The organism is Paenibacillus sp. FSL H8-0104, from assembly GCF_038050215.1.
Lineage (GTDB): Bacteria > Bacillota > Bacilli > Paenibacillales > Paenibacillaceae > Paenibacillus > Paenibacillus amylolyticus.
This window is the reverse complement of record NZ_JBBOTC010000001.1, coordinates 433,662-446,522: the sequence shown is the minus strand read 5'-3', so window position 1 is coordinate 446,522 and position 12,861 is coordinate 433,662. Positions and strand designations below refer to the sequence as shown.

Annotated in this window: 13 protein-coding genes; all 13 read right to left on the bottom strand. The window is 44.4% G+C overall.

Annotation, left to right across the window (positions count from 1 at the left end):
• Positions 1-181: 181 nt before the first annotated feature.
• Positions 182-1,519, bottom strand: coding sequence for an FAD-dependent oxidoreductase (locus NST38_RS02130; RefSeq protein WP_076253983.1), 1,338 nt, complete (start codon positions 1,517-1,519; stop codon positions 182-184).
• 58 nt (positions 1,520-1,577) lie between these two features.
• Positions 1,578-2,432 carry a carbohydrate ABC transporter permease gene (locus NST38_RS02125; protein WP_076253899.1) on the bottom strand — a complete coding sequence of 285 codons (855 nt, stop codon included), beginning with the start codon at positions 2,430-2,432 and terminating at the stop codon, positions 1,578-1,580.
• The gene (locus NST38_RS02120; protein ID WP_076253900.1) at positions 2,416-3,330 is read right to left on the bottom strand and encodes a carbohydrate ABC transporter permease; all 915 of its coding nucleotides are present in this window, start codon (positions 3,328-3,330) and stop codon (positions 2,416-2,418) included. The genes NST38_RS02125 and NST38_RS02120 overlap by 17 nt, the downstream gene beginning before the upstream one ends.
• Before the next feature lie 275 nt (positions 3,331-3,605).
• Positions 3,606-4,316, bottom strand: coding sequence for a hypothetical protein (locus NST38_RS02115; RefSeq protein ID WP_076253901.1), 711 nt, complete (start codon positions 4,314-4,316; stop codon positions 3,606-3,608).
• Positions 4,317-4,346: 30 nt separating this feature from the next.
• On the bottom strand, positions 4,347-5,642 hold the full coding sequence (locus tag NST38_RS02110; protein ID WP_076253902.1) for an ABC transporter substrate-binding protein: 1,296 nt from the start codon (positions 5,640-5,642) through the stop codon (positions 4,347-4,349).
• A gap of 103 nt (positions 5,643-5,745) precedes the next feature.
• Positions 5,746-6,513, bottom strand: a complete 768-nt coding sequence (locus NST38_RS02105) for a response regulator transcription factor (RefSeq protein ID WP_076253903.1) — start codon at positions 6,511-6,513, stop codon at positions 5,746-5,748.
• Between the two features lie 5 nt (positions 6,514-6,518).
• Entirely contained in the window at positions 6,519-8,342 is a 1,824-nt protein-coding gene (locus tag NST38_RS02100) for a sensor histidine kinase (RefSeq protein ID WP_076253904.1), read from the bottom strand.
• A gap of 242 nt (positions 8,343-8,584) precedes the next feature.
• Positions 8,585-8,773 (bottom strand): aspartyl-phosphate phosphatase Spo0E family protein, encoded by a 189-nt coding sequence (locus NST38_RS02095; protein ID WP_036616818.1) that lies wholly within the window; start codon positions 8,771-8,773, stop codon positions 8,585-8,587.
• 250 nt (positions 8,774-9,023) lie between these two features.
• Positions 9,024-9,473, bottom strand: coding sequence for a hypothetical protein (locus tag NST38_RS02090; RefSeq protein WP_076253905.1), 450 nt, complete (start codon positions 9,471-9,473; stop codon positions 9,024-9,026).
• A gap of 4 nt (positions 9,474-9,477) precedes the next feature.
• A complete protein-coding gene (locus tag NST38_RS31600) occupies positions 9,478-9,972 on the bottom strand; it encodes a MauE/DoxX family redox-associated membrane protein (protein WP_076253906.1) in 495 nt (164 codons plus the stop codon).
• A 17-nt stretch (positions 9,973-9,989) separates the two neighbouring features.
• Positions 9,990-10,649 carry a DUF6941 family protein gene (locus NST38_RS02085; RefSeq protein WP_143781312.1) on the bottom strand — a complete coding sequence of 220 codons (660 nt, stop codon included), beginning with the start codon at positions 10,647-10,649 and terminating at the stop codon, positions 9,990-9,992.
• 18 nt (positions 10,650-10,667) lie between these two features.
• On the bottom strand, positions 10,668-11,084 hold the full coding sequence (locus NST38_RS02080) for a peroxiredoxin family protein (RefSeq protein WP_076253908.1): 417 nt from the start codon (positions 11,082-11,084) through the stop codon (positions 10,668-10,670).
• Entirely contained in the window at positions 11,074-12,831 is a 1,758-nt protein-coding gene (locus tag NST38_RS02075) for an ABC transporter ATP-binding protein (protein ID WP_341343768.1), read from the bottom strand. The genes NST38_RS02080 and NST38_RS02075 overlap by 11 nt, the downstream gene beginning before the upstream one ends.
• Positions 12,832-12,861: the final 30 nt, after the last annotated feature.

Below are 12,861 nucleotides of genomic sequence, written 5' to 3'. Positions count from 1 at the left end.
TACAAGATTTTGAGTAAAATAACTTCACTGAGATTCGCTACATTTTTCATTTCAGCTTATAGCCCCATATTAGTCGTCTCAGGTTCGTTAAAACTTACGCCACCGCGAATTAAATTAACACCCACTCCCACTATTAATGATTCGCCCGATTCGCCCAATTCGTCCACAATCAGCTCATCCGCTAGATCGCTGCTCCGTTGTGACGTAATTCCGCCTGTAAAAGCTCGATCGGAAGTTCCACCGGGTCCAGCATCATCTTCACTGTTAGTGCAGCCGCTGTCCCTGCCGCCTCCCCGGTAGCCATACAGCTTGGAGTCAACCTTGTCGTTGCATGCGCCTCATGTGTGGTGGAGATGCAGCGTCCTGCCGCCAGCAGATTGCGGATATTGCGAGAGATCAGACAGCGATACGGAATATCGTACGCCCCATCCCCCTCTATAAAGGCAGCCACAACACCTTGACCCGAAGGGTCATGAATATCAATCGGATAACCACTTCTGGCAATCACATCGTCAAATTTCCGTCCTGCAACTACATCCGCTTGTGTCAATGCATACTGCCCAATGATCCGTCTCGATTCACGAATACCAATCTGCGGCGCTACTGCCGAGATCGAAGCCCGTTCGAATCCAGGCACATCACGCTGCAAAAACTCAGCGATCATCAGCACCTGTTTCCGGCCTTCCTGCTCCGCAGAGGTCAGATCCTCGGCATCCGTCGCATCGAGCCCCTGCACCCGGGTACAATTAATCAGCACTTCATCCTCTGCCGGTCCGGTAAAAAACAACACCTGGTCGCGATTAATCGGCACACCTGCTTTTTTCCACTGGGAATAGAAACCACTCACCCCGGTTAACGGAATGCTGTCCAGTTCAGCAAAAGGAGTTTTCACATAGAAGTCCTCCGGGTGCTCCAGCATGTATTGTTTCACTCGTCCAAGATCGACACCACGCATGCGGAATTTCATGGTCATCGGCTGTGACTGATGGTCGCCGTCTCGTCCTTTTGCCACAGAAGCACCCGCAAGATAAGCCAGATCCGCATCACCGCTTGCATCCACAAATACATTCGCCTGGAACTCCTTTCTTCCAGATTTGTTGGTCACTCGCACCGCTTCCACCCGATCCTCTACAACGACCACCTCGTCCACAAAGCTGTGCAATAACAGCCGGACACCAGCCTCCTGCAACATCTCTGCTGCAACCACCTGAAAGATGGCTGGATGGTACGGCGTGACAGTATGCACAAATCCAACCGTATCGCGCAGATGCCCCGGGGAGCCGCCACGTGCCTGCAAACGATCTACAATCTCCTGCGCAATACCTTTAATAACCTGCTCACCGCGCTCCGTATGGAAAGTCATCCAGGGATAGACCATAGCGGCGGTTGACATCCCGCCCACGAATCCATATCGCTCCACCAACACTGTTCGTATACCCAGTCGTCCAGCCGCAATGGCTGCCGCTATACCCGCAGGGCCCCCTCCCACAATAACGACATCTGCTTCTTCCTTTTTCATGCTTATCCGTTCACGCAAATGTTGTCCCTCCTTCGTTCTATTGCACGTATTACACGGCTTACTCTTTCAGTCCCGTCATGGCAACCCCTTCAATGAAGCGCCGCTGTGCCAGGAAAAAAACAACTAATAGTGGCAAGGTTGCCATGACGGTGGCGCTCATCAGATATTGCCAGGCTGTACCCACTTCATCTGTAAACAGGGATAATCCAAGCGGCAGCGTCATTAGATCACGCGAGTTAATGAAGATCAACGGATCAAAAAACTCATTCCAGATCGTCACAAACGTGAAGATCGTCAGCGTAGCCATACCCGGCTTGGCAATGGGCAGCATAATTCGCGCATATATCCGGAATCGGTTGCAACCATCAATCATCGCCGCTTCTTCCAGTTCCGTTGGCACCGTAATGAAGAACTGCCGCATCACAAAGATGCCAAACACACCACCCGCGCCAAAGATCGGCAATAATATTAGCGGAAGATGGGTATCAATCCACCCCAGTTGCCGCATGAACAGAAACATCGGTATCGCCGTCACCTCATGGGGAATCATCATCGCACTCAGCAGGATGAGAAATACCACATTACGTCCTTTAAACGGAATTTTGGCGAATGCGTAACCGGCGAGGGAAGCAAAAAATACTGTTCCTAGCACAACCAACGCAGAAATGTAGATACTGTTCCAATAAAAACGGTGAAACGGAATCAATCGAAAGACATCGATGTAGTTCTGAAATCGGAATGGTTCCGGTATCCACTGCGGTGGATAGGTGAATATGCTCTGGGGTTCCTTGAATGATGTCGATATCATCCAAATAAATGGCACAATCATAATGAGGGAAATCAGAGTCAGCAACAAGTACGTCCCCAGAGTACTTCCTATCTTCCGCCCCGAAGGACTAGGCATCGCCTTCATTGAATACCCACCTCTTTCGGAGCTGCCATTGCAGCAGCGTCAGAATTAGCACGATAAAGAACAGTACATATGCGAGAGCAGAAGCATAACCAAACTGAAATAATTTGAATGCTTTTTCCCAGATATAATAAACCAATACCTTGGTGCTGTTGCTCGGCCCGCCCTGTGTCATCACATAGATCTGCCCGAATACTTTGAGTGAACCAATCACGGTCATGACTACGGTCAAAAACACGGTTGGCGTGATCATGGGCAGCGTGACGTGAAAGAAGGTTCCCCTTTTGCCCGCCCCGTCTAATGTTGCTGCTTCGTATAGTGAACGCGGTACCTGCTGAATCGCTGCAATGAACAGCACCATATTCAGACCGACATTTTTCAGCACACTTGTCACGATAATCGCTGGCATTGCCAAATCCGGATTGTAAAGCCAGGCCGGACCTTTGATGCCCAGCATCAACAGAAGCTGATTAATCAATCCAGACTCTGTCGCATACATCAGCTTCCACACGATGGCCCATACGATCAACGAGGTCATGACCGGAACAAAGATCGCTGTTCGGAAAATTCCGATACCCCGCAGATTTCTGGATAGCAGCAACGCGAGCAGTAGGGCGAGCACAATATTAAGCGGCACTAGCCCCGCTGTGAAATAAACCGTATTGGCAAGCACTTTCCAGAACATCGCGTCTGTCATAATATTCTGGTAATTATCCAATCCAATAAAATGATGATCCCCCAGCAGTGGCCAATCGGTCAGGCTCATGTATAACGCGAGACCCATGGGAAATAACAGCAGCAGGGTAAACCCAAGCACCATCGGCGATACAAACAGCCACCCCGCGATCTGGGCCTCTCTGGCGAGCGGCCCCCCTCTTTTGCGCTTGCGTGAATGGGTCAATCAGGCCTCCCCCTTTTAATCCAATTTCCTCCGAAGCTGAACTCTGCGACGATTCTATATAAGGTGAACTATACATTTACACAAGAACGTAGAGGACAGAAAAAACCTGAAGAAGCGAAGTGGTCGCCTAAAAGCTTTCTGGAAGAAAGCTGCATCGGAAGCATATGCTTATCCCCGGATTTCCCCTTTATATATGGGATTCAAAAAAATCTGGGGATAACAGCGATCGGAAGGTTGTTCTGGCATCGGAGTGGCAAGTGTAAATATTCTTTAGTTCAACTTATATAGTCCGAACGGTTCAGACTGTCCACCGCATTGCGGAACCCGTTCACAGCCCTTCGCAACTGCTCCTCCGTGTTGCCTGTCACGACCGCCCCAAGCATAATCGCTTTGACCCCGGTATTGCGCAGCACTCGAACATCCTCCGGCACCAGCTTTCGCTGGGAAGGAACCAATACCGGTACCTGGGCTTGCAAGACCAGACGGCGATACTTAAGCACATCCGCGAAGCTGAGCGGTGTACCATATTCTTTTCCAGGCACAATGGATGCCTCCAGAGCGGTGAAGCCGAAGTGCGCTGCCGATGTTACGAGGGAAGCATCATATTCTTCATTGATCGCAAACGTTGGGTCCAGCCCCAAGTCATTCAACATGAAGGATGGCAAGTGATGTGCATAGATGGAATAGAAGTCAAAACCCAGCCCGGAAAGCCCCTCCACATCCTCCCTTTGTGCTCCATCTATACTGCCAGAAGGTACGACCCCTACCGGACCACCAAACTCACTGCGGATCGCCCGAAACACCTCGGCGTACATGTCCAATGGACCAAAATGATTCCCGCTGGCGCGATGACCGACATTATAATGTACCTTCAGTGCATCAGCGCCCTCTTCCATAGCTGCCCGAGCCAAAGCAATATCATTCTCAGGCAGGCTGACCACCAGCGACAGCGGTTTCCGTTCAAGTAATTCTTTGAATTTGCCCATCGTTCTCACCTCCGGTTTCGATCGAATGATTTAGGGTTGCAACACGCTTTGGATCTCTTCCTGCATTTGTTTCAGGTTATCCTCAGCTGTCGCTGTCTTGGCAAACAGTCGGTCAAATCCCTGCAATACCGCATTGTCGATATCCTGCCAACGGATATGACCGGGAATTAAGCGCGCTTTTGGCATTTCATCAATGGCGGCCTGCACGATATGCTCTTTGCTCGGATTATTTGGCTGGAGAATGAATGCATCTGAGTTCAGAACAGAGGTACGCGGAGGTACAAAGTAGGTGGCTGTCGCCTGAATCCCCTGCTCACTGGCAAAATACTTCAACAGTTTCTTCGTTTCCTCTGGATGTTTGCTGTCGTTGAACATGGCATATCCGGCCTGCCCCAGCATCGGCACACTGCCTTGAGAACCGGAAGGCATAGGAGCGATGCTCCATTCAAAATCCGTAATTTCTCTTGCTTTGGAAACATAGCTGTAATTATCAAAGAACATGCCCACATTACCCGCATCGAAGCTGACTTGCTCACCCGCCTTCGGGTGTGATTCATCAGTGAACATCATGCGTTCCAGCAATTCAAGGGTCTGTACGCCATAGGCATCGTTCCAGGTGAACGTTGTCATGCCTTCGTCGAATGGACCGCTTCCATTGGACCAGGAATAGGAGGAAAGCACCGCCCAGGTCTTCCAGTCGCGAAAAAAGTTGGCACCATAGACTCGGTTGGTCGCATCCTTGCTGGTAATGGCTTTGGCGGACTCTTCGAACTGTTCCCATGTCCATTGTCCTTGGGTGGCAAGTGTGTTTGGATCAGTCAGGCCGGCCTTGTCGAACAGCGTTTTATTGTAAAACATGACCACCGGAGGTGTAGAAAAAGGTAGTCCCAGCAGTTCATCGCCATCACGGAACAAATCCAATGTACTTGGAATATAATCATCCAGCTTAAACTGTGCATCATCCTTGAACTCGGATACATCAGCCAGAATGTGATTGGACTTGAATTGCGGCACCATTCGCTCCGATACCCATGCGAGATCGGGAAGAGAGCCTCCGGCAGCAAGCACCGAGATTTTTTGCTGGTATTCTGCGAAAGGTACGGATTCCATCGTTACTTTGATACCTGGATTTTCCTTTGTGAAGTCATCAATCAACTTGTTGTATACATCCATATGCGCCTGATTGCCCCACATCATGAACTTCAGCTCGACCTCTCCATTCTCTCCGCTTGAACTGCCAGATTCACTGCCGGAATTGGAGCTTGTGCACGCGATTGAAGCCATCATCATGAGTATAAACACCAGTATCAGTCCTGCTTTTTTCATGGAAATCCCCCTTATGGACGTCGTGGTATACATGTGCAACCAAAGTATAACGAAAGCGTCGTTCCCCCTAAAATCACGTCAACTACAGAAATGGTATGGTTTTTCAAGAGATACTGAATCGGTCTCGATATTCTCCCGCGGTCCATCCCACCTGCTGCTTGAACACCAACATGAAGTGTTTGGGGCTCTGATGCCCGGATAACCGTGCCACATCATAGATTTTGAGACCCGTGTTGATCAGCAACCACTTGGCCCGCTCCATACGTGCCTCCGTGATGTATTCGGAATAATTGATGCCTATTTCATTCTTGAACAACTGGCTTAAATAAGTAGGGTTCAAGTTAACAAGATCTGCTATCGTCTGAAGTCGCAGATCTCCATCGGGATGTTGCTTGATGTGCTCCTTCACATCTCGGATAATCTTCCGTGTATCTCCAGCAGCGTGTTCTGTTTTCCCAGATGGCTCAGGGATAGAAAGGGTTGAAATACCGTATCTGCGATCCAGTAGCAATTGAATCTTTTGTATGCATAATGCCAGTTCATAACGATCGATTGGTTTCAACAGGTAGTTCAACACTCCAAACCCCATCGCTCTGCGTGCATATTCAAACTCGCCGTAGCCGCTAATGATGAGCATTAACAATTCAGGGTACATGTCTCTGGCTTTGCTTACCAAAGTTAGTCCGTCCATTTCACGCATGCGGATATCCGTGATTAACACGTCCGGCACCTCACATCTCAGAAAATCTAGCGCCTCGGTACCGCTCGATGCTTCGCCCGTTACCTGAAACTGAGAAGACACTTGTACGATCAGTTCCCTCAGTCCCTGACGGATGACTGTCTCATCCTCTACAAGCAATACTTTATACATGCGCTTCAATCCCCTTTCGGTAGAAGTTGAATGGATATCGTGACCACCAGTCCCTGCCCGGGACTTCCATCAATGCTTAGGCTGCCGCCTTCTCCATACATGAGGCGAAGCCTCTGAGCGATATTGTTAAGCCCCAAACTGTCCCCGGCATGGCAACGTAATGCCTCATTGGAAGGCTGTTTTGATATGGACTCATTTAACTCGTCAATCTTTGCCTGAGTCATACCCTTACCGTTGTCTCGCACGCTAATCAGCAGCTCATGATCAAATTTCAAGGCAGATACCCAGATTACTCCTCCATTTTCCTGCCCTTCAATGCCATGGTAGACTGCATTCTCCACCAGCGGTTGCAGTACCAGCTTGGGAATCAAATACTCCGTTATCCCTTCTTCGATGTCATAGATAATCTCTAACTTGCCGTCGTAACGTACCTGCTGAATGCGTACATAGGATTGTACAAAAGCAAGTTCTTCCCCAAATGGAACCATCCGGTCCACCTTATCAATCGTATAGCGCAGCAGCTTGCCAAGCGCCGTCACCATGTCCGACACCTCAGCATGCTTCTGGCGAATGGCCATCATGTTAATGGACTCCAGCGTGTTGTATATAAAATGGGGATTCATCTGGCTTTGTAACGCTGACAACTCTGCCTCCCGCTCTTGAATGCCCAGCAGAAACACCTCATTGAACAGTCGATGAATCTCTTCCATCATTCGGTTAAAGCCCCGGCTTATCTGCCCGAATTCATCACTGCTGAAGTATGCTACACGCTGGCTAAAATCTCCCTGCTCCACCCGAATCATGTGGTGCTTCAGTCGAATCAGTGGCCGGGTGATGCGATAGGATAAAAGAACCGCCAGAATCGCTATACCCGCCATACACAACACTGCGAACCATATTGTGAAGGTGAGCATCTCACCCGACTCCTTTTGAATCACAGCAATAGGTGTAAGACTGATCACCGAAAGCCCAGAATAGCTGGAATGGTGTTGTACATAGAGATAGGGCTGCCCATCCAGAACAACTTTTTGGTTTCCTGCATAGCTTTGAAGCTGTCCCTGCATTAGCAACTGGTCGTACGCAGACATTCCTCCGATTGAGGTCCGTTCGAACAGCAGACGCTGCTTGCTGTCTACAATCATCAGGCTTGCATCTTGCTCATAATTCAGATTGGATAACAGTTGACCGAAGGCCTCCAGACGGATGTCAATCAAAATGTAACCCAATCGCTGGAGCGTTCCCGGATCTCGAAGCACTCTGCCCACCGATATATACGATTCTTGCTGACCGCCCGTGTAATAGCCGGGTTCATGCGGAGGAAGCAGGCGCCATGTCCCTTCGGAGTCGTTAAGTTCTGTAAACCAGTCATCCTGCCTGCTGTCCCATACCGGCTTGACCGCCAGTGAATCGAGATTGGAGAACAAAATGCCGCTGTTGCTGATCAGGTGAATTCCCCGAATCTCGGGCCGGTCATAAGCTTGACCCGATGTGTAAAGCTTCATTTTCAGATAATCCTCCGACCTCGCCCATGTTCCCGACCCCATTGAAGCGTTGTATTTCCCTAGAATGCCAAGCACCATCTGATCGTAAAGCGGCAAGAGCGACAACCGCTCAAAGTCCTTCAGCAACCGATTCAGATTGGCGTTAATCTGGCGAACCAGTTCAATGGTGAACTGCTCGGTCTTGCGATCCATCGTCTGCGAGAAATGCTTGTAGTTCATCACTCCCTGTAAACTTAGCGGCAGCAACGTCAGCGCCAGGAACAACAGGAGCAACTTGGTGCGCAGGTTTACGTTTTTTCCGAAAAAAATGCGTACCTTGTCCATCATTTCCGTTCAACCCTCCCTCTCCCGATCATTGTATGAGCCCCCTTCGCAGATCAATCTGGATATAACTGGTGTCATCATATCCAGTTTTAATGATCATCCGCTATCCTGCCAATCCTGGAATTGGTACGGAATTTCAAGTTATCCGCATAGGTTTCAGGGTGAACGCCAAAAAGCCGACTGTATCGCTACAGTCGACTACGCTATTTCTTTAGAACACTAATTAGACCAAAAAACCGACTGCATTATGCAATCGGTTGTCTGTTCCTGAGATGGCTTTTATATTTGAATCGATTATATTCATTAATAAGCTCGTCCAGTACCATGGACTGTCGGAGGACTTTGTTGTCCTGCATGCCATGATTCTCCGCCAAACGACTCAACTCTTGCCTGTTCCGTTCGATTTTATCTGTGATCTGTACCGGTTCACTCACAGCATGCACCCCCTCTTTGTATAACATTTTAGGATACATTGCCAAAAAATTTATATTATATTCCTTTGCAGAATAAAATGATTGTTTACAAAGGTAGTTTTCATAAAACAAGCTTGTTACATTAACCCTTTAAAAATAGCTATAACTACAATATGTAGATATGTACTGCTTCATTCGCCTACATATCGAGTTTATGGGGGATCAGTTGCTTAACGATCAGTTTATTACATATTTTCTGTAGAAATAATCATTATCGTGCAACAGAAATTATACTTGACTGTTCACCTAATAATTGAAAATCAATATATTCTCTCAACTCGTATATGATTGTATATCTGTCTTTCTTCATTGAAGGTTCGCGAATCACAATAAAAGAATCCTTCATGAGTCTTAAGGACGGAATATCGATTACTGGAGCATGCAAAACTCTTACACTCCATTTCTTAAACTTAACCTTATACAACCATTCTGGGCCATTAAATATAATCACCCAGTCCGAAGGCAACGAAGCAATGTGGTCTTCAATCTTAATAAGGTCCGCTGTATTTAGGAATAGTAAACCATTTAATTTTTGATCAAACACGCTGTTCCCTACTTGCTCAAAACTCTTTTTAAAAAAAGAATACTTTTTGTGTCTACTGATCAAAATCATATAATAATTGATCGCGCACAATAAAATCACTATAAGAAAAATCAACACTGTACTACCCCTCCTTTCTAACTTCTTGAAATTGACGTATGTTTTCTAACACTAATGTTACCAACAGAACAATGGAAAAAACTAGAAAAGAACGGAACCAATCAACCACATAAACTTTGTGAATAAAAGAACTTAAAGTAACAATCAAGATAAAAATTATATTCCTCTGTATTGGAAAACTACTGAGTAGATGATTCTTTCCATAACAGGAACATTCCTTTGAAAAGCCATCTTTTCTGATAGTCAATATGGTAAGAACAATTAAAAAAGAAATCCCAAGGCACTCTTTAAAAACTTCTATATTAATTGGTAATAAAAAGAGAATAGAGAGTGCGAACTCCGCACTCAAAATCAGAATGGGTAATAGTCGAAAATTGCTTAATTTCAATATCTTGTATCCGCGTACTTCATATTTAAAATTCCCGAAAGATATGACCTTGGCTACAAAAGAGGAAAAGAAAATAAAAGAAAGTATGACATCTAGGATAAATCTAAACATTGTAAGATTCCCCCTTCTTAACAAGAAATATCAACGAGATCGATATTAATGGGGTAACTTGATTTCAGTTCACCATCCACAATACATTCAATAAAAATATTATCATCTTTCTCCATTAAAATTTTAAAATCAAAATATTGGTCTACACCAGGAACCATGTTTCGTTCCCTATAATTCCTGTGTATATGCATAGTGGTTCCTAAAATCTCGTGAGCGGAATTGATAATTCTTAGCTCGGTCTGCACAGTATTAAACTCAGGGAGACCTGCGATCTTTATGAGGCATGAGAATTTGATGATAAATGGATAAGTAGGAACCTCAATCCTGTTTATAATCCCCCCCAGAACAAATTTATTATTATTTATATGTATCTTGTCACAAATAAGCATATTAACCCACAAATTAATTCCTCCTAGCAAAAAAGAGGGTGAATGTATATCCCCCTCTTTTAAAAATCTCAGATTAATTGCAGCAGCCCGCTTTAATAGTGCAAATTGATTCTGTAGTTGTACCATTGCTTTGTTTGCAGAATTGTTTCTTGTCTGCATACAATGTTTTGGTATAAATGGTAGAACCAGATTGACAACTTCCTGTAGTACAATAGGTTTGCAGATCAACCAGACCCGCAGCCGTTCCGCTAGAACATCCACATGCCATTGTTTTTCACCTCCTTTCATGAGACACATATATTACTTCTAGGTTATGGATCTATAAATCCGAAGAACATCTTCAGTGTTGTAGACTACAGTAGAAGAGTGAATCGTTCTGTAAGCATCGGCGATCATCATGTAAGGCTGCATTGTAACATCAAAGTGTTTATGCATTTCCAACTTCTCCATCTCTACTACTGGGAAGGTCCACTGAAAATAATCAACCATTTCCTTGTGATCTTCTTGTGAACCCGAAGAGATTAAAACGATATCGATAGCAGGATATTTTTCTTTAATTTCGTTGAGGCAAGGAATCAGATCTATACAGTAAACACAATGAAGGGTTATAAAAAAATATGCAGTTAACTTTTGTGGAGCAATTTTAAACTCTGATCCATCCCAATTAAAAAAAATTTCATCCTGCAAATGATCCCTAAGTTTTTTATGAGTATCAGACCGCATAATTTGGTTGCACCTCATCTTCATACCATTCTTTTTGTGTTTTCCACATCATGTAATATGATTTCTTCAGCAGCATTAACTCCTCATGAGTTCCGAACTCCGTGACTTTTCCCTTCTCCATAAGCACAATTTTGTCGGCGTGTTTGGCTATCCCCACTCTGTGAGATATAATAATGGAGGTAGTTGATTTACAAAGTTCTAGAATATCTTTGAATATTAAATATTCTGTCATTGGGTCCAATGATGCTGTTGGTTCATCAAAAATAATGAGATCGGCATTTTCTTTTGCATAAAACCTAGATAGGGCTACTCGTTGCCACTGACCACCTGATAGATTAATTGCATCTGAATCCATGTAACCTAGTTTAGTATCCAGCCCGTTTGTGAATTTGTCGTAAATACCTAATCTCTTAAAAATTGCTATCATCTTTTGGTCGTTATTATTCATATTTTGAATATCACCCATTCCAGCGTTTTCTCTTAATGTCATGTGATACTTCATAAAATCCTGAAATACAACAACCGTGCGTTGCCTGTAATCATCCATATCCAATTCACTAATTGGAATACCATCGTAGAAAACTTGTTGCCGATTAGCTTCATATAATCCCAACAGCAGTTTAATAAATGTTGACTTACCAGAACCGTTCTCTCCAAGAATGGCTATTGTTTCTCCTCTTTTTATCTCAATACTAAGATTATCTACTGCATTCATGGTGCTATTTGGATAACAAAATGAGATATTCCTTACAGATATGCTGTCCTGAAAAACAAAGGGCTTACCTTCATTATTCTCATCAGAAATTAGTTCTGCTTTGGCTTGTTCCTTACCCACCTCTTCTGCACGATTCATATAACGATAATTCTCTATCAAACGAGAAGCATCTTGCATTAACAGGGAGATATTCATGATCGTAACAGACACTGCCATCGTTACGGCTACGTAGTCACCAATAGTCATTGTACTGTTTCTAATTTGTGAGGCGACCATAAACATAATCAATGCTGTGCTAACCACAGTAACCATCTCGCTGCGTAGATTTGTAGTAACATTTAACTTTTCTAGCGATACCTTTTGTTTATCTATATACTCCTTTTCTTCTTTCCACTTCGTTTTCAAAAAGGAGTAACTATTATATGCAGAGATTTCTTTCTGGGCTTCTGCACCCGTAATCAAATTAAAATAATATTGATACTTTACTGAACCAGACTCTATTTTTTCGTTTAATGTAGTTCTTTTATTCACACTTTTGTAGTAAAGCAACCCTTTAATTACACCAACACTTACCGCAATTAGAGCAAATATAGTTAACGTAGATCCAAGAAAGTGCAAGCCTAGCACTAAGGTAATAATTCTTAGCAAGAGTTGGTTGCAAAGAAGGAACATTTCATATGTTCTGCCTGATGCAAATCTTAGAAAAGAAAAATTTGCATTAAATGCTGGGTTTTCCTTGCTGGTTAAGTCCATCTTAGATATTTTATGAATTAACGTCTCATCAGTATGATTACTGTATTCTATCTGTAGCTTACTATTTCTAGAAGAGGATATTGCTTGTAAATATAGATTTAATAACTGTATCCCCAACAGAATGAGAATGTTAACAACGAAATAAGAGTTATTTTTTTCAAATATTTGATCCACTACTTGTTTTGAAATCAATATGCTTAAATATGATTCGAAAGCTCCATATAAAATAATGGCTATAATTATTATGGAGGAAACGGGATCAAAACGAATCAGCTTCATGAAGGCCTTAAGTGTTACAATTGTAATTTC